This window comes from Mitsuaria chitosanitabida ATCC BAA-476 = NBRC 102408 (assembly GCF_001598255.1).
GTDB classification, from domain to species: domain Bacteria; phylum Pseudomonadota; class Gammaproteobacteria; order Burkholderiales; family Burkholderiaceae_C; genus Roseateles; species Roseateles chitosanitabidus.
In genome coordinates, this window is the sequence record NZ_BCYP01000040.1 from 80,205 (window position 1) to 101,055 (window position 20,851).

Annotated in this window: 20 protein-coding genes; 7 read left to right on the forward strand and 13 right to left on the reverse strand. The window is 69.9% G+C overall.

The genetic code is table 11. The features are described from left to right. Window positions 1–50: 50 nt before the first annotated feature. Window positions 51–617, reverse strand: a complete 567-nt coding sequence (locus MCHT01_RS24015; RefSeq protein ID WP_067069841.1) for a hypothetical protein — start codon at window positions 615–617, stop codon at window positions 51–53. Between the two features lie 200 nt (window positions 618–817). Here MCHT01_RS24015 and MCHT01_RS24020 point away from each other — a divergent pair, with 200 nt between their 5' ends. After that, window positions 818–1,468: a methyltransferase domain-containing protein gene (locus MCHT01_RS24020; RefSeq protein ID WP_067069844.1), complete on the forward strand. Its 651-nt coding sequence runs from the start codon at window positions 818–820 to the stop codon at window positions 1,466–1,468. A 42-nt stretch (window positions 1,469–1,510) separates the two neighbouring features. On the opposite strand, the gene MCHT01_RS24025 is transcribed toward MCHT01_RS24020, so the two are convergent. Beyond that, window positions 1,511–1,924 (reverse strand): PspC domain-containing protein, encoded by a 414-nt coding sequence (locus MCHT01_RS24025; protein ID WP_067069846.1) that lies wholly within the window; start codon window positions 1,922–1,924, stop codon window positions 1,511–1,513. Window positions 1,925–2,093: 169 nt separating this feature from the next. Between MCHT01_RS24025 and MCHT01_RS24030 the strand changes: the two genes are divergently transcribed. Both MCHT01_RS24030 and MCHT01_RS24035 read left to right on the forward strand, forming a co-directional pair. Beyond that, entirely contained in the window at window positions 2,094–2,783 is a 690-nt protein-coding gene (locus MCHT01_RS24030; RefSeq protein WP_067069958.1) for an alpha/beta hydrolase, read from the forward strand. A gap of 151 nt (window positions 2,784–2,934) precedes the next feature. Continuing rightward, window positions 2,935–6,243, forward strand: a complete 3,309-nt coding sequence (locus MCHT01_RS24035) for a S9 family peptidase (protein WP_067069849.1) — start codon at window positions 2,935–2,937, stop codon at window positions 6,241–6,243. Between the two features lie 256 nt (window positions 6,244–6,499). Here MCHT01_RS24035 and MCHT01_RS24040 read toward each other — a convergent pair whose 3' ends face one another. Both MCHT01_RS24040 and MCHT01_RS24045 read right to left on the reverse strand, forming a co-directional pair. Continuing rightward, on the reverse strand, window positions 6,500–6,892 hold the full coding sequence (locus tag MCHT01_RS24040; protein WP_067069852.1) for an S-adenosylmethionine decarboxylase family protein: 393 nt from the start codon (window positions 6,890–6,892) through the stop codon (window positions 6,500–6,502). Between the two features lie 57 nt (window positions 6,893–6,949). Next, window positions 6,950–7,447 (reverse strand): MerR family transcriptional regulator, encoded by a 498-nt coding sequence (locus MCHT01_RS24045; RefSeq protein ID WP_084453303.1) that lies wholly within the window; start codon window positions 7,445–7,447, stop codon window positions 6,950–6,952. 61 nt (window positions 7,448–7,508) lie between these two features. On the opposite strand from MCHT01_RS24045, the gene MCHT01_RS24050 reads away from it, so the two are divergent. Continuing rightward, a complete protein-coding gene (locus tag MCHT01_RS24050; RefSeq protein WP_067069855.1) occupies window positions 7,509–8,564 on the forward strand; it encodes an MBL fold metallo-hydrolase in 1,056 nt (351 codons plus the stop codon). 347 nt (window positions 8,565–8,911) lie between these two features. Here the strand turns inward: MCHT01_RS24050 and MCHT01_RS24055 are convergent, their stop codons facing one another. The 7 genes from MCHT01_RS24055 to MCHT01_RS24085 all read right to left on the reverse strand — a co-directional run bounded on the left by MCHT01_RS24055 (window position 8,912) and on the right by MCHT01_RS24085 (window position 16,997). Further along, window positions 8,912–9,811, reverse strand: a complete 900-nt coding sequence (locus MCHT01_RS24055; RefSeq protein ID WP_067069857.1) for a M48 family metallopeptidase — start codon at window positions 9,809–9,811, stop codon at window positions 8,912–8,914. A 15-nt stretch (window positions 9,812–9,826) separates the two neighbouring features. Next, a complete protein-coding gene (locus tag MCHT01_RS24060) occupies window positions 9,827–10,618 on the reverse strand; it encodes a lysophospholipid acyltransferase family protein (RefSeq protein ID WP_067069860.1) in 792 nt (263 codons plus the stop codon). Then, entirely contained in the window at window positions 10,618–11,268 is a 651-nt protein-coding gene (gmhB, locus tag MCHT01_RS24065; protein WP_245643612.1) for a D-glycero-beta-D-manno-heptose 1,7-bisphosphate 7-phosphatase, read from the reverse strand. Before gmhB ends, MCHT01_RS24060 begins: the two co-directional genes overlap by 1 nt. 60 nt (window positions 11,269–11,328) lie before the next feature. After that, window positions 11,329–13,470 carry a glycine--tRNA ligase subunit beta gene (gene glyS / locus MCHT01_RS24070; RefSeq protein ID WP_067069863.1) on the reverse strand — a complete coding sequence of 714 codons (2,142 nt, stop codon included), beginning with the start codon at window positions 13,468–13,470 and terminating at the stop codon, window positions 11,329–11,331. Between the two features lie 17 nt (window positions 13,471–13,487). Further along, complete coding sequence (glyQ, locus tag MCHT01_RS24075) at window positions 13,488–14,453, reverse strand: glycine--tRNA ligase subunit alpha (RefSeq protein ID WP_067069866.1); 966 nt, start codon at window positions 14,451–14,453, stop codon at window positions 13,488–13,490. Window positions 14,454–14,562: 109 nt separating this feature from the next. After that, window positions 14,563–16,113: an apolipoprotein N-acyltransferase gene (lnt, locus tag MCHT01_RS24080; RefSeq protein WP_067069869.1), complete on the reverse strand. Its 1,551-nt coding sequence runs from the start codon at window positions 16,111–16,113 to the stop codon at window positions 14,563–14,565. Continuing rightward, complete coding sequence (locus tag MCHT01_RS24085) at window positions 16,113–16,997, reverse strand: CorC family transporter (RefSeq protein WP_067069872.1); 885 nt, start codon at window positions 16,995–16,997, stop codon at window positions 16,113–16,115. Before MCHT01_RS24085 ends, lnt begins: the two co-directional genes overlap by 1 nt. A 134-nt stretch (window positions 16,998–17,131) precedes the next feature. Between MCHT01_RS24085 and MCHT01_RS24090 the strand changes: the two genes are divergently transcribed. Continuing rightward, on the forward strand, window positions 17,132–18,232 hold the full coding sequence (locus MCHT01_RS24090) for a CobW family GTP-binding protein (protein ID WP_067069875.1): 1,101 nt from the start codon (window positions 17,132–17,134) through the stop codon (window positions 18,230–18,232). A 137-nt stretch (window positions 18,233–18,369) separates the two neighbouring features. After that, on the forward strand, window positions 18,370–19,011 hold the full coding sequence (gene dksA, locus MCHT01_RS24095) for an RNA polymerase-binding protein DksA (RefSeq protein ID WP_084453304.1): 642 nt from the start codon (window positions 18,370–18,372) through the stop codon (window positions 19,009–19,011). On the opposite strand, the gene MCHT01_RS27630 is transcribed toward dksA, so the two are convergent. Together MCHT01_RS27630 and MCHT01_RS27635 are read right to left on the reverse strand one after the other, a co-directional pair. Then, on the reverse strand, window positions 18,986–19,891 hold the full coding sequence (locus MCHT01_RS27630; protein ID WP_245643614.1) for a hypothetical protein: 906 nt from the start codon (window positions 19,889–19,891) through the stop codon (window positions 18,986–18,988). The genes dksA and MCHT01_RS27630 overlap by 26 nt on opposite strands. Window positions 19,892–19,902: 11 nt before the next feature. After that, the gene (locus tag MCHT01_RS27635) at window positions 19,903–20,085 is read right to left on the reverse strand and encodes a hypothetical protein (RefSeq protein ID WP_245643616.1); all 183 of its coding nucleotides are present in this window, start codon (window positions 20,083–20,085) and stop codon (window positions 19,903–19,905) included. Window positions 20,086–20,279: 194 nt separating this feature from the next. Here MCHT01_RS27635 and MCHT01_RS27640 point away from each other — a divergent pair, with 194 nt between their 5' ends. Further along, window positions 20,280–20,795 carry a hypothetical protein gene (locus MCHT01_RS27640; RefSeq protein ID WP_245643617.1) on the forward strand — a complete coding sequence of 172 codons (516 nt, stop codon included), beginning with the start codon at window positions 20,280–20,282 and terminating at the stop codon, window positions 20,793–20,795. The last annotated feature ends 56 nt before the right edge of the window (window positions 20,796–20,851 follow it).

The window sequence follows — 20,851 nt, forward strand, 5'->3', positions numbered from 1 at the left end:
GGGTGGCGGCCCTCAGGGCCGCGGAAGATCGGAGGATCGGGGCGACGGGCTCAATGCCCGTGGCCGGCGGGCTTGGCGTCGGCGCTGGCCTGGGTCTCGAGCGCGCCGGGGGCCAACTGCAGACGGACCCAGGACACGCGCCCGGTCTCGTCCTCGAAGCGGCCCACCGACAGCGTGCCGGTCAGCACCACCAGGCCGTCGCGGTGCGCGACCAGGCGCTCCTTCTGGGCGGGGTCCAGCAGCACGGTCACGGTCGACGCGGGCAGGTCGTCGGCCTCGCCGTCCGCGTGCTCGCTCATGCGCACCGGGCGCGGCGTGAACCAGAAGCGGCCCGGCTTGGCGTCCTCCTGGGCGACCATGTAGCCCACCAGGCGCACCTGGCGGCCATCGGCGCCGCGCAGAGCGTCCGACAACGCCAGACCCGCGGGGCCGATCGGCGTCGTGAAGAACTGGGAGAACTTGAGGTCCAGAGCCGCCTCGGCGGCGGCCGGAGCGGCCTGGGCTTGGGCGGCGGGCTCGGCCTGGAGCAGGGGGGAAGCGGCGATCGCGGCGACGGCCGCGGCCAGCAGAGCGGCACGGCGGGCAATCCGCGGGCCTGTGGGGTGTTCTACGCGCATGGGCGCGGATTCTTTCGGTCGCGCATGACGATTCCGTGACGGCGAGCAATGACTTGCTTTTCCAGCTTGACCCGGCGGTCGCATCACGCGAAGCTGGGCCGCGCCTCCGCCCTCGCCGACGGGGCCGCGAAGACGCCGTCAGAGCGCTCTCCCCAGTTTCGACGCCCTGCCGGCGTCCTCGGCGACGGCAAAGGGAGCCCATGAACACGCATGACGAGCGGCCCGCGCTGCACGCGCTGAACGCCCTCTACGGCCGCCGCGCGGCGGTCTACGACTACGAGCTGATGCCGGTGGCGCCGCTGCGCCGCGAGGCGATCGCGGCGCTGGCGCTGCGGCCCGGCGACACGGTGCTGGACATCGGCGCCGGCACCGGTCTGAGCCTGCCCGGGCTGTGCGAGGCGGTCGGCCCGGCCGGCCGCGTCGTCGCCGTCGAGCCCTGCGAGGCCATGATGCGTCAGGCCCGGCAACGCTCCCGCGCCGGCCACTTGGGCGCCCCGGTGGACTTCCTGGCCGCCGCGGCCGAGGACGCGCCTTATGAGGCCGTGCTCGGCGACCGGCGCGCGGACGCCGCGCTGTTCTTCTTCACCCACGACGTGCTGCAGAGCCTGGCGGCGCTGGAGCGCGCGCTGGCGGTGCTCAAGCCGGGCGGGCGCGTCGTCGCCGCGGGGCTGGTCTGGGCGCCCCCCTGGCTCCCGCTGAGCAACCTGTTCGTGCTGGGGGCGGCGGTGCATTCGGTGACACGCATGGACGGACTGGACTGCCCGTGGCGGCAGCTCGAGGCCCGGATGAAAGAAGCGGAGGTCGAGCGCCGCTGGCTCGCCTCCGCTTATCTGCTGCGGGGACGGCGCTGAGCCGTCCCGCCTGCCGTCGCGTCCCGGGGGCCCGGTCCTCGTTCAATCCTCCAGCGGGATGAAGATCCACATCAGCAGGTAGAGCAGCGGCCCGACGCCCGCGCACAGCGTCAGTCCGACGAAGACGATGCGCCAGAACCAGGACGCGATGCCGGTGAGCCGCGCGATGCCGCCGCACACGCCGCCCAGCCAGCGATCGTCACGGCTGCGGCGCAGCGCGTTGATCGCGTTGACGGCGGGCGCGCCGCCCTGCGGGGTCGCGTAGCGCGCCGAGCCGTGGGCCGCGCTGCCGGGGCCGTAGGCGGTGCCGTCGGGACCGGTGGCGGTCCAGGCCCCGGAGGCGCTGGCGCCCTCGCCGCCCAGCACGCGGGCCTTGGCCTTGGCGAACTCCTCGTCGCTGAGGATGCCGCGCTGATGCAGATCGGCCAGTCGGTTGAGTTCTTCGCTGTCGGACATGGGGCTCCTTTCGATGTCGGCGGCATCTGCTGATGCCATGTGGCGAAGACTACGCATCGGGTTCCCTCGGCGCGCGGCGCATGCGACCAACTGCAGCGAGGCGCGATACGGCGCGGGGACCGCGCGACGGGCGACACGACGAGCGGCGCCAGGGCCTACGATGCGCGCCATGACCTCCCTCGCCACCATCGAACTGCAAACCCGCGAGACCCCTCGCTTCAGCATCCTCGTGCTGCACGGCCTGGGCGCGGACGGCAACGACTTCGTGCCGGTGTGCCAGGCGCTGGACCTGCGTCCGGTGCTGGCCCATGGCGGCCTGCGATTCGTCCTGCCGACCGCGCCGGAGATCCCGGTGACCCTCAACGGCGGCATGCGCATGCGCGCCTGGTACGACATCCGCAACGGCGACCTGACCCGGCGCGAGGACGCCGACGGCGTGCGCGCCTCGCAGGCGCTGATCGAGGACCTGATCGCCCGCGAGGAGCGCGAGCACGGCATCCCGCCGGAGCGCGTCGTGCTGATGGGCTTCTCGCAGGGCTGCGCGATGACGCTGATGACCGGGCTGCGCCACCCGCGCAAGCTCGCTGGGCTGGTGGGCCTCTCCGGCTACCTGCCGCTGCTGGAGACCACCGAGGCCGAACGCCACGCCGCCAACGCGGACACCCCCATCTTCATGGCGCACGGCACGAACGACGGTGTCGTGGTGCCGGCCCGCGCGCAGGCCTCGCTGGCCGAGCTGCGCCGCCTCGGCCACGAGGTCGAATGGCACGAGTACCCGATGGCCCACGAGGTCAGCATGGACGAGATCCAGGCCCTGCAGGCCTGGCTGGAGAAGACGCTGACGGCCGCCGCCGGCTGAGCCCGCGCGGGCGCAGAGCCGATCGCGCGAGCGGCCTCCGGCCGCTTGCGGCGAGCACCGCACAACCGAGGCCCGCGGCCCCGGGATCGGGCCCGAAACCTCGGGAATGTCTTTGTTCCGGACAGGGGGGCGCTTGCTATAACCCCGCCCCATGCACGCTTCCCTGTTCAAGTCGCTGCCGGCCCTGTCGCTGGCCCTTCTGCCCCTCGCGCCGCTGAGCGCCGCCACCCCGCCGCAGACCGCCACGCCGGTGGCCGCCGCCGCGGCCTCGATCGCCGCGCCGGTCTCGGCCCAGCGCCCCATCACCCATGACGTCTACGCCGGCTGGCGCAGCATCCAGGGCACGCAGCTCAGCCGCGACGGCCAGTGGATCGCCTATGCGCTGGTGGGCCAGGAGTCCGATGGCGAGCTGGTCGTGCGCCATGTCGCCGACGGCCGCGAGTACCGCTCGCCGCGCGGCACCGCGCCGGCCTTCAGCGCCGACGGCCGCTTCGTCGCCTTCGCCGTGCAGCCCACGCGCGTCGACCTCGACAAGGCCAAGAAGGACAAGAAGAAGGGCGACGACGCGCCCAAGGCCGGCGCCGCGCTGATGGACCTGGCCACCGGCAAGGTCGAGACGGTCGAGCGCGTCAAGCGCTTCGCCTGGGGCAAGGACGGCGGCCAGACCCTGGCCCTGCTGCTGGACGCGCCGCTGAAGAAGGACGGCGCGAAGGACGCGCCCGCGAAGACCGATCGCGACGATCGCGCGGAGGACGTCGATGCCGACGCCGCGTTCGCCGCGATGGCCTCGGATCGCCTCGACCAGGAAGCCGCGGCCGACGGCCAGGGCGGCCCCTCCGCCAAGAAGGCGCCCGGCACCGAGCTGATCCTGATCGACGCCACGACCCGCGAGCGCCATGCGTTCAAGGACGTCGCCGATTTCGCCTGGGACAAGCAGGGCCGGTTGCTCGCCTACACCGTGTCGGTGAAGGAGCCCGCGAAGGACGCCGCGAAGCCCAGGACCGCCGCGGCCCCTGCCGCCGCCGCGTCCGGTTCGACGCCTCCGGTCGACGCGAAGGCGCAGGCCAAGGCCGACGCGCCCGTCGACGCCAAGGCCTCGACGCCGGTCGCCGCCGACGAGACCGCGCGTGAAGGCGTGTACCTCGTCGACGCCGCCGAGCCGACCCAGCCCCGCGCCGTGCTGAGCGGCGCCGGCAGCTACAAGCAGCTGCGCTTCGACGAGGCCGGCCGGCAACTGGCCTTCGTCACCAACCGCGACCATGTCGCCGTGACCGCGGCCGCCAAGCGCAAGGCGGCCGAGGACAAGGCCCGGGAGAAGGCGGCCGAGACGGCCGCCGAGAAGGCCGGCGGCAAGGCCGCCAAGGCCGACGAGACCAAGCCCGACGCGAAGGACGGCAAGCCCGATCCGACGCCGTTCAAGCTCTTCCTGTGGAAGGCGGGCGCGACCTCCGCCTCGGTGCTGGTCAGCGCCGACACCGCCGGCATGCCCGCCGGCTGGACGCCGAGCGAGCACGCGCCGCTGAGCTTCAGCAAGGACGGCCAGCGCCTGTTCCTGAGCACCGCCGAACTGCCCGCCGCCGAGCCCAAGGACGCGCCCGAGCCCATGAAGGTCGATCTGTGGCACTGGAAGGACCCGGAGCTGCAATCGGCGCAGAAGGCCAAGGCCGAGCGCGAACGCGTGCGCAGCTACCGCGCCGTCGTGCACCTGGGCACCGACGTGGATCAGGCCCGCTTCGTGCAGCTCGCGACCAAGGACCTGCCCACCGTCCAGGTCAACGAGAACGCCCGCGTCGCGCTGGGCCTGAGCGAGCTGCCCTACCGCCAGCTGATGTCCTGGGAAGGCCTGTACCAGGACGCCTACGCGGTGGACCTGCACACCGGCGCGGCCAAGCCGCTGGGCCGCAAGCTGCGCCACGCGCCCAAGCTGTCCCCGGGCGGCAAGTACGCGCTGGGCTTCGACGCCAACGCCGCCCGCTGGGTGGCCTGGCGCACCGACACCGCCGAGGCGATCAACCTGACCGGCAAGATCAAGTCGCGCTTCGACAACGATGACCGCGACGTGCCGGACCTGCCCTCCCCGTATGGCGCGGCCGGCTGGACCGCCGATGACGACAGCGTCGTCGTCTACGACAAGTTCGACCTCTGGGCCATCCAGCCCGCCACCGGCAAGACGCAGAACCTGACGCAGGGCTGGGGCCGCAAGCAAGGCCTGGAGCTGCGCGTCGTGCCGCTCGATCCCGAGGACGCGGACGCCAAGCCGCTGCCCGCCGACACGCTGATGCTGGCGGGAACGCAGGACGTCTCGCGCGCCAGCGGCTACTACCGCGTGGACGCCACCGGCGGCCTGCCCAAGACGCTGATCCAGGACGACAAGATGATCGGCGGCCTGATCAAGGCCAAGGACGCGGACCGCGTGGTCTTCACGCAGCAGACCTTCAGCGAGTTCCCCGACCTGTGGACCTCGACGCTGGGCCTGCAGTCCCCGAGCAGGATCAGCGACGCCAACCCGCAGCAGGCGCAATACGCCTGGGGCACGCAGGAGCTGATCGAGTACACGACGGGCGACGGGAAGAAGCTGCGCGCGCTGCTGGCCAAGCCGGCCGGCTTCGACCCGAAGAAGCAGTACCCGATGATGGTCTACATCTACGAGAAGATGACCGACAACCGGTACCGCTACGTGCCGCCAGCGCCGAGCCAGAACATCAACGTCTCGCGCTACGTCTCCAACGGCTACCTCGTGCTGCGTCCGGACATCGTGTACACGACCGGTCATCCGGGCAAGAGCGCGATGAACACGGTGCTGCCGGCGATCCGCCAGCAGATCGCCAAGGGCTATGTCGATCCCAAGCGGGTGGGCATCCAGGGTCACAGCTGGGGCGCGTACCAGATCAACTACCTGATCACGCACACCCACATGTTCCGCGCCGCGGAGGCCGGCGCGTCGATGGCCAACATGATCAGCGGCTACGGCGGCATCCGCTGGGGCGCGGGCATCAGCCGGGCCTTCCAGTACGAGCACGGCCAGAGCCGCATCGGCGCCACGCCGTGGGAGCGTCCGGACCTGTACATGGAGAACTCGCCGATCTTCCGTGTCGACAAGGTCACCACGCCCTACCTGACCATCCACAACGACGACGACGACGCGGTGCCCTGGTACCAGGGCATCGAGTTCTTCACGGCGCTGCGCCGGCTGGGCAAGGAAGCCTACTGGTTCAACTACAACGGCGAGAAGCACGGCCTGCGGGACCGCGACAACACCAAGCACTACACCGTGCACATGGCCGAGTTCTTCGACCATTACCTGCTGGGCAGCCCGCGTCCCGCGTGGATGGACCAGCCGGTGCCTTATCTGGAACGCGGCAAGCGTGACGTGATGGGGATGTTCAAGCCGGCGGTGAAGCCGGAGGCGACGGCGGTGGCCAAGGAAGGATCGGCTGGCGCGACGCCTGCCGCGAAGTAAGCCGCGACGCAGGCCGCTCGGAAGCCCCTCGCCCGCTGGCGGGAGAGGGGTTGGGGTGAGGGCCGGTGAGTGGCCAGAGCGCGAGTCGATGCCAAGCCGACTGCGATTGGCGCTCCGCAGCCTGCGACGGCCCTCACCCCCCGCCCTCTCCCACTTCGTGGGCGAGGGAGCCTTGAGCACCTTGCCTGCTCAAGTGCCTTGCCTGCTCAAATGCCGCGCTTGCTCAAATGCCGTGCCATTCAAGCGCCGCGCCGACTCAAGCGACCGCGTCTTCACCCAGCCGCCCACGCCCCAGGCGCTGCCTCAGCGCTTGCGCCGGTGAGAACATCTCGATCAGCGCCGCCATCATGGCCTCGGCTTTGACGCTGTTGTCCCCGCCGTAGTTGCAGACGTACACGTCCAGCGTCACCGAGGCGATCTCCGGCCAGGTGTGGAGCGCCGCGTGGGACTCCGCCAGCAGCAACATGCCCGTCACCCCTCCGGGCTGGCCGTCGAGCGCATCGGGGAAGCGATGCCATTGCTCGCCGACGACGCTCAGCCCGGCGGCTTCGGCGGCGGCCCGGGTGCGTGACGCGAGCTCGTGCTCATCGAGCAGCAGCGCGGACAGGGTGCAGCCGGACAGGTCGGCGGTGAGATGCAGGCCGTTCATGGCGGCGCAGTGTAGGGCCGCGGTGAGGGTCTTCGAGCGCTCCGAACAGCCCCGAACTCAGTCGGCGGGCTGGCCGGCCTCGGCGAGCAGCGCGCGGCAGCGCTCTTCGTGCTGAGCAATCTCCGCCATCGTCACTTCGATGTCGCTGAGCTGCTGGTGCAGCTGCCGGCGATGCTGCTGCAGCACGCCCAGGAAGGCGCGCAGCTGCGGCACGGTGTCGGCCTGGCTGTCGTACATGTCGACCAGCTGCTTGATCTCCTGCAACGCCAGGCCCAGGCGTTTGCCGCGCAGCGTCAGCTTCAGCCGCGTGCGGTCGCGCTGCGTGTAGACGCGGTTGCGGCCGGCGCGCGCCGGCGTCAGCAGGCCCATGTCCTCGTAGAAGCGGATCGCGCGGGGGGTGATGTCGAACTCGGCCGCCAGCTCGGTGATCGTGAACAGCGGACCGGCAGGCTCGCCGCCGTCGGCCGCGTCGCCGGGGCCCGGCAGCGCCTCGTCGGCGGGACCGCCCGCGGTGGGCGAGGTGTCACCTAGGCTCGGACGCGATTCGGTGCTCATGGCTACACTGGCAAATGACGTTGACGTAAACGTAAGTCTAAAGTCTAAAGAGTCCTCAGCCATGGCCAATCCTCGCGAATCGGAACTCTCCTACCCCCTGGGCGACGCGCTGCCGGCGCCCGGCACGGTCCTCGAGGTCGCCCCCGGGGTGCGATGGGTCCGGATGGGCTTGCCCTTCGCGCTGGATCACATCAACCTCTGGCTGCTGCGCGACACCCTGGACGGTCGGGAAGGCTGGTCCATCGTGGATTGCGGCATCCACAGCGACGCCACGAAGGAGAACTGGGAGCGCGTCTTCGACGCCCACCTGGACGGCCTCCCGGTGCTGCGGGTGCTGGTCACCCACTTCCATCCCGACCACATGGGCCTGGCGCACTGGCTGACCGAGCGCTGGCAGTGCCGGCTGTGGATCAGCGCGACGGACTACCAACTGGCCAAGCTGGCCTCGTCCTCGACGGTGGGCATGGGCGGCGACGCGGCGGCGGCCTTCTTCGGCAGCCACGGGCTGAGCGATCCCGAGGCACTGGCCAAGATCCGAGGCCGCGCGAGCTACTACCCGAGCATGGTGCCCGCGGTGCCGTCGGCTTTCCGGCGGCTGCTGGACGGGATGACGGTCGAGATCGGCGGACACCGCTGGCGCTGCCTGGTCGGCTACGGCCACGCGCCCGAGCACATCAGCCTGTTCAGCGAGTCCCTGGGGATCCTGATCTCCGGCGACATGGTGCTGCCGCGCATCTCGACCAACGTCTCGGTGGTGGACGTCGAGCCCGAGGCCGATCCGCTGACGCTGTACCTGGACTCGCTCGAGCGCCTGCTGCCGCTGCCCGAGGACACGCTGGTGCTGCCGGCGCACGGCAAGCCCTTCCGCGGCCTGCGCGCGCGCATCGACCAGCTGCAGGAACACCACGCCGAGCGCCTGGCCGAGGTCGTCGAGGCCTGCAGCGCCAAGCCTTGCCATGCGGCGGAGTTGCTGCCGATGATGTTCCGGCGTCCGCTGGACCTGCATCAGACGACCTTCGCCATGGGCGAGGCCGTCGCCCACCTGAACCGGCTGTGGCTGGCGGGCACGCTGACGCGGTCGCTGGACCCGGATGGCGTCTACCGCTTCTCGGCCTGAGCACGGTCGAGCACGGTCGAGCGCGATCGGCCCGTCGCCTGATCGGCGGTGGGCGCGTGGTGTCGGTGGGGGATCTGTCCGAGAGAGGAATCAGTCGCCGCCACCCCGATCGGGGCAGCGGCGCTGAGCCTTGTATGCATCAGTTTGTCGGTTGTCGGCGCGGGTCGACCGGAGCAGCCTGGCGGCTGGGGGACCCTGGCGCCGCCGGGAGGAAACCGCTTTCGCGACAGACCTCAGATGCGGTGATGACAGCGCTGGCGAGTGTGCTCGCCACTCATTTGAGCTACAAGCCCCCCCAAAGGGGGAAACAAGAACTCCTCACGTTACCGTCGTAAGTTATTGACGGGTCAGGCCTCGTCCATCAGCGGCAGCACCGCCTGCTTGAGGCGGTCGCGAGCGAGTTCGTAATCCGGCATCACCGAGCGCACCACCGCCCAGAAGCGCGGGCTGTGGTTCATCTCCTTGAGATGGGCCAGTTCATGCGCGACGACGTAGTCGATCAGCGCCGGAGAGAAATGGATGAGCCGCCAGTTCAGCCGGATCATCCCGTCGGCGCTGGCGCTGCCCCAGCGCGTCTGCGCCGAGGACAGCCTCAGCCCGGCCATGGTCACGCCCAGCGGCTCGGCGAAGTGGCGGCAGCGCTGCTCGAAGCGCTGGCGCGCCTGGCGCTGCAGCCAGGCCTGCACCGTGTCGCGGATCTGGTCGGGTGCCGCGTCCTGCGGCAGACCCACGTAGAGCATGCGACGCGCGACGCTGGCCAGCGTCGGCTGGGGATCGGCCTGACCCTCGTCGAGCCGGACGCCCGTCAGCGACGGATCCAGCACCACGATCAGCGGCTCGCCCAGATACGGGAGCGAGCAGCCGTCGCCCCAGTGCACGCGCGCGGCCTGCGTGCGGCGAGCGCGCTCACGCTGCTCGACCAGCTTGCGCAGGATCCACTCACCCTTCTGCTGGAGCGCGTTGTCGATGTCGCCCAGCGGCACCCATTTCGGGGCGGACACGCGCAGGCCGTCCTCGCTCACCGTGAAGCCAATGCTGCGGCGACGCGCGCGCTTGAGTTCGTAGGGAATCGCCTGCCCCTGCAGCAAGACCTGGCGCGTACTGGCGCCGTCGGCGCGCGCGCGGGGCGGCGGGACGACGGGTTCAGGCGCGGGACGCGGCGGCGTGGGCTCGGGCTCGCTGTCGAAGAGCGACAGCTGGGTGAAGTTCAGCAGTCCGGCCAGGCCCCGCAGTTTGGAGGGGAGCATGGTCTGCGAGTGTAGTCAGGCCTTCGCCGGAGCGGGAGGCGGCGCCGAGGTCGCGGTGCCCGCCTCGCCCGCCGGATAGGCGGCCGGATCGAGCACGCGCATCTCGGTCTCGATCCACTGCTGCACGTCCTTCATCAGCTCGGCCGGGGTGCGGCCGGCGCTGGGGATCATCGGGCCGATCGACACGTCGATCACGCCCGGGCGCAGCAGGAAGCTCTTGCGCGGCCAGCACACGGCGGAGTTCATCGCGATGGGCACGACCGGCTGGCCGGTCTCGACCGCCAGGCGGGTGCCGCCGCTCTTGTATTCGCCGGCCTTGCCACGCGCCACGCGCGTGCCTTCCGGGAACATGATCACCCAGTTGCCCTGGGCGGTGATGCGCTTGCCCTGCGCGGCCACCTTGTTCCAGGCCTCGCTGCGCTTGCTGCGGTCGATGTGGATCATGTCCAGCCGCGCCATGGCCCAGCCGAAGAAGGGGATGTAGATCAGCTCGCGCTTGAAGACGTAGGCCAGCGGGCGCGGCATCAGCATCGGGTAGGCGAAGGTCTCCCAGGTCGACTGGTGCTTGGACAGCAGGATGGCCGACTGCTGGGGGTCGCTGGGCAGGTTGTCCATGCCGCGCACGCGCCAGTGCACGCCGCAGATCAGCTTGGCGCCCCAGATGGCCACGCGCAGCCAGCCGGCGCACATCCAGTAGAGCTGGGTGCTGTTCAGGAACAGCGAGCACACCACGACCGCGGTGCCCCAGGGGACGACGGTGACGATCAGGTAGAGGACGAAGAGAAGGGAACGCAGGGCGATGAGCATCAGCTCAGATCTCCGGGGCCGGTGGACGGTTCGATGGATTCGCCGCGCGACTCGGCGCGCGCGCGGCGGTCCTGGAGGATGAGCGCGTCGGCGAACGCGGCCAGGTCCTGATGCACGCGGGTGCCGGGCACCAGCGCGAGCTGCTCTTGCAATTGCGCCTCGTCGACGTCGCCCAGCCGGTCGCCGCGCAGCAGGTGTGGCACGCAGCCCGCGTTGCGCGCGGTCTGCACGTCGCGCACGCTGGCGCCGACCATGTGCACCTGCGGGAGGTCCACGCTGAAGCGCTCGCCGATCTGCTCCAGCAGGCCGGGCAACGGCTTGCGGCAGTTGCAGTTCTCTTCCGGCGCATGCGGGCAGAAGAAGGCGGCGTCCAGACGACCGCCCTTCTCCGCCAGCAGCTGGTTCAGCCGGAGGTGGACCGCGTTCAGCGAGGCCATGTCCAGCAGGCCGCGGCCGATGCCGGGCTGGTTCGTCGCCAGCACCGTGTGCCAGCCCGCGTGGTTCAGCCGCGCGACGGCCTCGAGCGCGCCGGGCAGCGGCTCAAGTTCCTCGGGCGATTTGACGTGGTCGTCGCGGTAGCGGTTGATCGTGCCGTCGCGGCCCAGGATCACCAGCTTCATGCCATGCGGATGGTCGGACCGGGTGGGCATCGAGGTCTCCGGTGAGCGTGGATCAGAGGGTCAGTGGAACGACGACGGACGATCCAGGGATCAGACCGCCAGACGCGACAGGTCGGCGACGCGGTTCATCGCCTCGTGCAGCTGCTTGAGCAGCGCCTGGCGATTGGCGCGCAGCGCGGCGTCCTCGGCGTTGACCATCACGTCGTCGAAGAACGCGTCGACCGGCGCCTTCAGCGCGGCCAGCGCCTTCAGCGAGCCGGCGTAGTCGTGCTGCTCGAAGAGCTGATCCGCCTGCGGCTTCACGCCGGCCAGCGCGTCGGCCAGGGCCTTCTCGGCGGCCTCGACCAGCAGCGCGGGCTTCACCTCGGTCGGGAGCTCGCCCTCGACCTTCTTGAGGATGTTGCCCACGCGCTTGTTGGCCGCGGCCAGCGAAGCAGACTCGGGCAGCGCGGCGAATGCACGCACCGCTTCCAGGCGCTTGGGCACGTCGCCCAGGCGGGTCGGGTTGAGCGCCAGCACCGCGTCGACTTCCTGGGCGCTGTAGCCCTGGTCGCGCAGGCTCACGGCCAGCCGGTCGGAGAAGAAGCTCAGCAGCGCCTCGCTCGGATCCTGGATCAGCTCGCCGAAGGCGGGCAGCGCGCCGCGGATCAGCTCCGGGAGCTCCAGGTGCATGTGGTTCTCGACCAGGATGCGGATCACGCCCAGCGCATGGCGGCGCAGCGCAAACGGGTCCTTGTCGCCGGTGGGCAGCTGGCCGATGCCGAACAGACCGATCAGGGTCTCCAGCTTGTCGGCCAGCGCGACCACCGTGCCGGTGTGGTTGCGCGGCAGCGCGTCACCGGCGAAGCGGGGCTTGTAGTGGTCCTCGATGGCCTTGGCCACGCCGTCGCGCAGGCCCTCATGGCGCGCGTAGTAGCCGCCCATGACGCCTTGCAGCTCGGGGAACTCGCCCACCATGTCGGTCAGCAGGTCGGCCTTGGCCAGCAGCGCGGCCTCCTTGACCTTGCTGTCCAGCACGTCGAACTCGTCCTTGGCCTCGACGGTGTACGGGAGCTGCGCCATGCGCAGCTGGTTCACGATCGCATGCGAGATCGCGACCACGCGCTGCGTGCGCTCGCCCTGGCTGCCCAGCTTGCCGTGATAGACGACCTTGTCCAGGCCCTCGACGCGGGACGCCAGCGTCTTCTTGCGGTCCTGGTCGAAGAAGAACTTGGCGTCGGCCAGGCGCGGGCGCACGACGCGCTCGTTGCCCTCGACGACCTTGGACGCGTCGTCCGGATGCACGTTGCTGACCACCAGGAAGCGGTGGGTCAGCTTGCCGTGGCCGTCCAGCAGCGGGAAGTACTTCTGGTTGGCCTTCATCGTCAGGATCAGGCATTCCTGCGGGACGGCCAGGAAGTCGGGCTCGAACTGGCACGAGAGCACGTTGGGCAGCTCGACCAGCGCGTTCACCTCGTCCAGCAGCTCGGGCGCGTCGATGGGCGTCAGGCCCAGCGGGGCGGCCTGGGCCTGCAGCTGGCGCACGATCTCGTTGCGGCGCTGCTCGAAGCCGGCGATCACGCCGCCCTCTTCCCGCAGCTGCTGCTCGTAGCTGTCGGCGTTCCTGATCTCGATCGTCGCGGTCTTGGACTCGAAGCGGTGACCGCGCGTGACGCGGCCCGACTTCAGGCCCAGCGCGGTCACGGCCACCACCTCGTCGCCGTGCAGGGCGACCAGGCCGTGGGCCGGGCGCACGAACTTGACGTCGCTCCAGCCGTCGGCCAGCTGGTAGGTCATGACCTTGGGGATCGGCAGCTTGGCGATCGCCTCGTCGACCGCCTTCTGCAGACCGTCCTGCAGCGAGGCGCCGGCGACGACGGTGTCCAGGAACAGGGCCTCGGCCTTGCCGTCCGGCGCGCGCTTGAGCGAAGGCACGACCGAGGCGTCCGCGCCGACCGCGGCCAGCTTCTTCAGCAGCGCCGGGGTGGGATTGCCCGAGGCGTCCAGCGCCACGGCGACGGGCATCAGCTTCTGCTGCACGGCGCGATCGGCCGCCTTGGCGGCCACGCCGGCGATGTGCACGGCCAGGCGACGCGGAGTGGCGAAGGCGGTCACCGCGGCGTCGGCCGGGGTCAGGCCTTGCGCCTTGAGCGCGTCGGCCAGCACCGTCGAGAAGGCTTCGCCCAGCTTCTTCAGCGCCTTGGGCGGGAGTTCCTCGACGAACAGTTCAACGAGAAGATTCTTGGTGCTCATGCTGCTGCTTCCCCGGCTCAGGCGGCGGCCTTCTTGTCCGCGGACTTCTCCGCCTTCGCCGACTGCTCGGCGTTCTTCTTCTCGATCTGGGCGATCACCTCGTCGGCCCAGTCCTTGGGCGCCATCGGGAAGCCCAGGCGCGCGCGGCTGTCGACGTAACCCTGCGCGACGGCGCGCGCCAGGTTGCGGATGCGGCCGATGTAGGCGGCGCGCTCGGTGACGCTGATCGCGCCGCGCGCGTCCAGCAGGTTGAACGTGTGCGCGGCCTTGAGCAGCTGCTCATACGCGGGCAGCGCCAGCTGCACGTCCATCAGGTCCTTGGACTTGCGCTCGTAGGCGCCGAAGGCGCCCAGCAGGAAGTCCACGTCGCTGTGCTCGAAGTTGTAGGTCGACTGCTCGACCTCGTTCTGATGGAACACGTCGCCATAGGTCAGGCCGTCGGTGTAGACCAGGTCGTACACGGACTCCTTGCCCTGCAGGTACATGGCCAGGCGTTCCAGGCCGTAGGTGATCTCGCCGGTGATGGGCTTGCAGTCGATGCCGCCGACCTGCTGGAAGTAGGTGAACTGCGTCACCTCCATGCCGTTGAGCCAGACCTCCCAGCCCAGGCCCCAGCAGCCCAGCGTGGGGTTCTCCCAGTCGTCCTCGACGAAGCGCACGTCGTTCTGCTTCAGGTCGAAGCCCAGCGCCTCCAGCGAGCCGAGATAGAGCTCCAGGATGTTGGCGGGCGCCGGCTTGAGCACGACCTGGAACTGGTAATAGTGCTGCAGGCGGTTGGGGTTCTCGCCGTAGCGGCCGTCCTTGGGGCGGCGGCTGGGCTGGACGTAGGCGGCCTTCCACGGCTCCGGACCGAGCGCGCGCAGGAAGGTCGCGGTGTGGCTGGTGCCGGCGCCGACCTCCATGTCGTAGGGCTGCAGCAGCGCGCAGCCTTGCTTGGACCAGTACTCCTGCAGGCGGAGGATCAGTTGCTGGAAAGTCAGCATGGACGTCGGGCCGTGGATCGGGCGTTGGGGGAAAGCGCCCGATTCTATGTGTCCTCGGGGGAGCACCCGGGGAGCGCGGCCGCCTTGTTGCGGCGGGCCCGCAGCCGATTCAGGCGGCGCGCGGATCCCCCGGTCGGCGGCCGGCCTTTCGCGCGGTCCGACGGGCCAGGACGGCCGGGACGATCAGCAGGGCCACCAGCCCCCACAGCGGCCACAGCCCGAGCGCGGACAGCCAGCGCGCGTACGGCGTCACGCCGGCGCGGCCCTCCACCGTCACCTCCAGCACGCCGGCCTGCTCGGCGGGCAGCCGGGCGACGACGCGGCCCCGGTGGTCGACCTGCGCGGTGGCGCCGGTATTGGTCGCGCGGACGATGGGGCGCTGGAACTCCAGCGCGCGCATCTGCGAGAACTGCAGATGCTGGTCCTGCACCATGCGCGGCCCGAACCAGGCCAGGTTGCTGGCGTTGACCAGCACCGTCGCGGCCGGGTCGCCATGGTCGAGCGCGCTGGCCACCACGTCCTCGCCGAACAGATCCTCGTAGCAGATCAGCGGCCGCAGGCGCTGGCCGGCGAAGGGCAGCGCGCGCTGGTGCGTGCCGCTGCCCTGGTCGTCCATGGGGATGTTCATCGCCCTGACGAACCAGTGGAAGCCCGGCGGAATGAACTCGCCGAAGGGCAGCAGGTGGCGCTTGCCGTAGTCGTAGGACTGGTCGAAGCCCAGCCCCACCAGCGAGTTGACGAAGCCGTCGCGCTCGTTGCCCAGGAAGGTGCCCAGCAGCAGTGGACGCACGCGCGCGTCGCGCGTCAGGCGCTGGACCTGCTCGTCTTCCAGATAGGCCAGCGGCAGCGGGAGCACCGATTCCGGTGTGATCACGACCTGACCGCGCGCCGAGTCGATCAGCGAGATCAGACGGTCGAAGTTGTCCTCGAAACGGGCACGGTCGAACTTCTGGTCCTGCGGGATGTTGGGCTGCACCAGCGAGACCGTCAGCGTGCCGGTGGCGTGGGTGAACTCCCGCGGCAGCCAATGCGCGCCGCCGACGGCGGCGACCAGCGCGATCAGCAGCGGCCAGCGCCGCATCGCCAGCGCCGCCGCGATCAGCGCCGCGACCGCGGTGATGCCGTAGACACCGACATACGGCGCCAGCGCGGCCAACGGGCCCTGCGCATGCGCGTAGCCGCTGGCGATCCAGGGGAAGCCGGTGAACAGCGTGGCGCGGGCGAGTTCCGCCCCGAGCCACAGTCCGGCGAAGGCGAGCACCCGCCGGATCGGCCCGACCGGGGTGATCGACGGGCCCGGCGCCGTGTCGACGCCGGCGACGCGCGCCGCCAGCCCCATCGCGAGCGCGTAATAGAGCGACAGGAACAGCGCCAGCAGCAGCACCGAGGCGGCGGAGACGACCACGGGCAGGTGCCCGAAGTCGTGCATGCTGATGTAGAGCCACCACAGCCCCGAGGCCAGCCAGCCGGTGCCGAAGAGCGCGCCGGTGACGGCGGCCCGGCGCGGGCGCGCCGCGGCGCAGGCCCAGAACAGCCAGGCCAGCGCCAGCGGCTGCAGCCACCAGGCGGGGCTGGGGGAGAAGGACGCGGTATGCAACGCGCCAGCGACCAGGGCCAGCGCCGGGTGCCGCGCCGACCGGAGCCAGGACGCGCCGCGCATCAGCCGCTGCGGTCGTCGGCCTCGGGAGCCGGCGCGCGGGTCACCTTGAACCAGCGCACCGCGCCGCCGCGGTTGATCATCACCGCGAAGCGCAGTCCCGCCACCTCGACCGTCTCGCCCCGGCGCGGCACGCGGCCGTGCTCATGGGCGACCAGGCCGCCGATGGTGTCGAAGTCGTCCAGCGGGAACGACAGGCCGAAGGCGTGGTTCACCGCCTCGATCTGCGCATCGCCCGCGACGCGGTAGCTGCCGTCAGCCAGGGTGTAGATGCCGGCGTCGCCGTCGGCGACGTCGAACTCGTCCTCGATCTCGCCGACGATCTCCTCGAGCACGTCCTCGATGGTGATCAGGCCCGCCGTGTTGCCGAATTCGTCGATGACGATGGCCAGGTGATTGCGGTTGGACCGGAAGTCCCGCAGCAATTCGTTCAGGCCCTTGCTCTCGGGCACGAAAACTGCCGGGCGCAGGAGCGCGCGCAGGTTCAGTTCCGGGGCGCGCTGGAGCTTGAGCAGGTCCTTGGCCAGCAGGATGCCGATGATGTTGTCCCGCTGCCCGTCGTAGACCGGGAACCGGGAGTGCCCGGAGTCGATCACGGCGGCCAGCAGCTCGTCGGTGCCGGCGCCGATGTCCAGCAGGTCCATCCGCGGGGCGGCGACCATGACATCACCGGCGCTGAGCTCGGCCATGCGCAGGACGCCCTCGAGCATCTGGCGCGATTCGGGCGCGATCAGGTCGCGCTCTTCCGCTTCGGCGAAGTTCTCGATCAGCTCGCTGGTCGAGTCGGGACCCGGATGGAGGAATTCCAGGACGCGGTCCAGCAGACCGCGATGGTCGTTGCCACGCCCGCCATGTTTGGCGGGCCGACTAGGCTGAGGTTCAGACACTGCGGTGTGTGCCGTCGTTGAGGAGGCGCCAGAATAACCGATTGACATTGACATTCGCTTGAAACACAGTCGTCCGCCCTCAGATGCCGAGGCCCGGGCATTGTCCGAAGCTCCTCTCTCACTGGCTGTACATCATGTCGACCGCTGAATCCACCACGACTCCCGGGCTCATCCCCGCCACCATCCTCACGGGCTTCCTCGGCTCGGGCAAGACGACGCTGCTCAAGCGCGTGCTGACCGAGACCCACGGCCAGAAGATCGCCGTCATCGAGAACGAGTTCGGCGAGGAGAACATCGACAACGACATCCTGGTCAGCGAGACGCAGGAACAGATCATCCAGCTGAGCAACGGCTGCGTCTGCTGCACCATCCGCGAGGACCTGCGCACCACGCTGGCCGACCTGGCCAGCCGCCGCCGCAAGGGCGAGCTGGACTTCGAGCGCGTCGTCATCGAGACCACCGGCCTGGCCGATCCCGGTCCGGTCGCGCAGACCTTCTTCATGGACGACGAGATCGCGGAAACCTTCCTGCTGGACTCGATCCTGACGCTGGTCGACGCCAAGCACGCCAACGAGCAGCTGGACACGCGCCAGGAAGCGCGCCGCCAGGTCGGCTTCGCCGATCAGATCTTCCTGAGCAAGACCGACCTGGTGGACGACCAGGCGGTGGAGGCGCTGTCGCACCGCCTCAAGCACATGAACCCGCGCGCCCCGCAGCAGCGGGTGCATTTCGGCGAAGTGCCGATCAAGGACGTCTTCGACCTGCGCGGCTTCAACCTGAACGCCAAGCTGGAGATCGATCCGGACTTCCTGTCCGCCGACGATCACGATCACGCGCATGACCATGGTCACCATGGCCACGATCACGACCATGGTCACGAGGGCCACGACCACGCGCCCGGCGAGGCCTGCAACCACCCGCACCACCACCATCACGACGACGACGTGAAGTCCTTCGTCTTCCGCTCGGAGCGCCCGTTCAATCCGGCCAAGCTGGAGGACTTCCTGGGCGCGATCGTGCAGGTGTACGGCCCCAAGATGCTGCGCTACAAGGGCGTGCTGAACATGAACGGCACCGACAAGAAGGTGATCTTCCAGGGCGTCCATCAGCTGATGGGATCGGATCTCGGACCGAAATGGATGCCGGGGGAGAAGAAGGTCAGCAAGATGGTGTTCATCGGCATTGATCTGCCCAAGGACATCCTGTTGCAGGGACTGGAAGGGTGCCTGGCTTAGTGCCACACTCGGCGACGATCTCGGGCGGCGGCGGAGGTGGCTACAATCCGCCGCGCCCGAACCAGGCCCTTGCGCATCGGTGGGAGGCTCCGGCCCCTCATCCCGAGCAGGTATAAAGAGCCGCTAGGAGAGCGAACGTGAGCAAGACACCGGCTTCCAAGACCGCAGCGCCCAAGGCCAGCTCCAAGCCCGCGAAGGCCGCGTCCTCCGCGGCCAAGTCCGAGGCGACCGACGCGCCGGACAGCACGGTCTCGCTGCTGGACACGCCCGTCCGGCCCGCGACTCCGACTTCAACCTCGAACCCGAACAGCCGACCCGCCGTGAAGCCTGATCCCAAACTCTCCTCCGCCTGGAAGTCCAAGCCTGGCGCCGAACTGACCGACGCCGAAGTCCTGGCGATGCCGGACAGCGAGTACATGAACGACAAGCAGGTGGACTTCTTCCGCGCCAAGCTGACGCAGCTGAAGGAGGACATCCTGTCCAACGCGGGCGAAACCACCGAGCACCTGCGCGAGGACACCTCCATCGTCCCCGATCCGGCCGACCGCGCCACGATCGAGGAAGAGCACGCGCTGGAACTGCGCACCCGCGACCGCGAGCGCAAGCTGCTCAAGAAGATCATGCAGTCCCTGCAGCGTCTGGACAGCGGCGAGTACGGCTACTGCGACGAGACCGGCGAGCCCATCGGCCTGGGCCGACTGATCGCCCGCCCGACCGCCACGCTGTCGCTGGAAGCCCAGCAGCGTCGCGAGCTCAAGCAGAAGATGTTCGGCGACTGAGCCGACGGCCCGAGCGAGCATGTCCGACCCCAAAGACCTCAACAGCAAGGACGGCGAGAGCTTCTTCCGCAAGGTGGCGCGCTTCGTCGCCAATCCGACGACCGACTGGGCGGAGATCAACTCCCGCCAGGACGATCCGGAAGCGGACGCGGCCAAGGCCGAGTTGCGGGCGATGGTCGAGCGCAAGCGCCGCAACGACTTCGTGCGCAAGCGCGAGCTCGACATGCTGCGCAAGATCCGGCGCGAGGGCCTGACGCCCGAGCAGCTGGCGGCGCTGGGCGGCCATGCCACCTCGGGCATCGATGAACTGGGCCGCATCAGCGAGATCCAGGGCGCCCGCCGCGACGAAGCCAGCGTCAAGGCCAAGATCGACCAGATCGAGCAGCAGATGGTGGGCGAGTCCTTCGCCCCCACGCAGGTGCAGGGCCAGCACCCGCCCGGCTTCTTCGAGACCAGCACGCGTCCGGTGAACTTCGCCATGACGCAGCCCGCCGACCAGATCGTGGCGCGCGTCTCCGATTTCGCGCCCCCGGACGAGATGGAGCGGCTGGACCTGGCCCCGCCGCCCGCCGCGGCCTCGATGGGAGGCGGCATGGCCCCCCTGTCGTCCTCGGCGGCGGCCCCGATCCCGCAGCTCAAGCAGGAGATCCCGACCCTGAGCTTCCGCGTCGCGGATCCGCAGGTCGAGGTCAGCGAGGTCGTGCACGACGCCGAGCTGGACGAGGCGGTCATCGCCTTCGCCAACGGCGACTACGAGCACTGCGAGCGCAGCCTGTCCGACCTGACCGGCGCCCACGGCCCGCGTCACGACCATCCCGAGACCTGGCTGGTGCTGTTCGACCTGTACCGGGCCACCGGCCAGCAGGGCAAGTTCGAGCACCTGGCCAACGACTACGCCCAGCAGTTCAGCCTGTCCTCCCCGCAGTGGTTCTCGCTGCCCAAGCTCGTGGCCGAGGCCGTGCAGCAGGAGCGCGCCCCGCGCGGCCGCGCGAGCAGCGTGTCCTGGACCAGCCCGGAGTACCTGGACGTCGAGGCGGTCACGCAGATGCGCACGCGCTGCGAGAACCTGCCCATGCCCTGGGTGCTGGACTGGTCCTCTCTCCTCTCTCAAGCAGATCGACACCGAGGCCTGCGCGCGCCTGCGCGAGCTGTTCCGGCTCTGGGCCCAGCAGACGCTGGACCTGCGCTGGCTGTCGGGCGACCACTTCTTCCAGGTCCTGAAGGACCAGGCCCCGGTCGGCAACCGCGACGCGGACCCCATCGTCTGGATGCTGCGCCTGGAGGCGCTGCGCCTGGCCAACCGCCCGGACCAGTTCGACGAGGTCGCGATCGACTACTGCGTGACCTACGAGGTCTCCCCGCCCAGCTGGGAGAAGGCGCAGGTCCATCTGCGCATCAGCGGCAACGCGCTGTCGACCAGCTCGCCGCAATCGACGGTGCAGCCCGCGGGACTGGACACCGGCATCGCCTTCCTCGAGTCGACGATGACCGACGCGATGAACACCGCGGCGCTGATGGAACTCTCCGGCCAGCTGAGCGGCGACATCAGCGAGACCCTGCAGCTCATGACCGACCAGCTGGGTGGCGCGTCGCTGGTGACCATCGCCTGCCCCAAGCTGATCCGCCTGGACTTCATGGCCGCCGGCGACCTGCTGAACTGGGTGCTGGCACGGCGCAGCGAGAACCGCGCCGTCGTCTTCACCGACGCGCATCGGCTGGTGGCGCTGTTCTTCGGCGCCATGGGCATCAACGAACACGCCAAGGTCAAGGTGCGGCACGTCTGACGGACGTCCTCACGACCTTCGCAGCGACGGGGCCTCTGGCCCCGTCGTGCTTTCCG

Bases quoted from the DNA above. Each gene is read 5' to 3' on its own strand.
- MCHT01_RS24030 (WP_067069958.1), top strand. From the start codon at position 2,094: ATGACCTCCCTCGCCACCATCGAACTGCAAACCCGCGAGACCCCTCGC.
- MCHT01_RS24015 (WP_067069841.1), bottom strand. From the start codon at position 617: ATGCGCGTAGAACACCCCACAGGCCCGCGGATTGCCCGCCGTGCCGCT.
- glyQ (WP_067069866.1), bottom strand. From the start codon at position 14,453: ATGCTGACTTTCCAGCAACTGATCCTCCGCCTGCAGGAGTACTGGTCC.
- MCHT01_RS24055 (WP_067069857.1), bottom strand. From the start codon at position 9,811: ATGCTCCCCTCCAAACTGCGGGGCCTGGCCGGACTGCTGAACTTCACC.
- MCHT01_RS24045 (WP_084453303.1), bottom strand. From the start codon at position 7,447: ATGAGCACCGAATCGCGTCCGAGCCTAGGTGACACCTCGCCCACCGCG.
- MCHT01_RS24035 (WP_067069849.1), top strand. From the start codon at position 2,935: ATGCACGCTTCCCTGTTCAAGTCGCTGCCGGCCCTGTCGCTGGCCCTT.
- MCHT01_RS27640 (WP_245643617.1), top strand. From the start codon at position 20,280: ATGCTGCGCCTGGAGGCGCTGCGCCTGGCCAACCGCCCGGACCAGTTC.
- MCHT01_RS24060 (WP_067069860.1), bottom strand. From the start codon at position 10,618: ATGCTCATCGCCCTGCGTTCCCTTCTCTTCGTCCTCTACCTGATCGTC.
- glyS (WP_067069863.1), bottom strand. From the start codon at position 13,470: ATGAGCACCAAGAATCTTCTCGTTGAACTGTTCGTCGAGGAACTCCCG.
- MCHT01_RS24025 (WP_067069846.1), bottom strand. From the start codon at position 1,924: ATGTCCGACAGCGAAGAACTCAACCGACTGGCCGATCTGCATCAGCGC.
- lnt (WP_067069869.1), bottom strand. From the start codon at position 16,113: ATGCGCGGCGCGTCCTGGCTCCGGTCGGCGCGGCACCCGGCGCTGGCC.
- MCHT01_RS24020 (WP_067069844.1), top strand. From the start codon at position 818: ATGAACACGCATGACGAGCGGCCCGCGCTGCACGCGCTGAACGCCCTC.
- gmhB (WP_245643612.1), bottom strand. From the start codon at position 11,268: ATGCCCACCCGGTCCGACCATCCGCATGGCATGAAGCTGGTGATCCTG.
- MCHT01_RS24090 (WP_067069875.1), top strand. From the start codon at position 17,132: ATGTCGACCGCTGAATCCACCACGACTCCCGGGCTCATCCCCGCCACC.
- MCHT01_RS24050 (WP_067069855.1), top strand. From the start codon at position 7,509: ATGGCCAATCCTCGCGAATCGGAACTCTCCTACCCCCTGGGCGACGCG.
- MCHT01_RS27635 (WP_245643616.1), bottom strand. From the start codon at position 20,085: ATGGGCAGGTTCTCGCAGCGCGTGCGCATCTGCGTGACCGCCTCGACG.
- MCHT01_RS24040 (WP_067069852.1), bottom strand. From the start codon at position 6,892: ATGAACGGCCTGCATCTCACCGCCGACCTGTCCGGCTGCACCCTGTCC.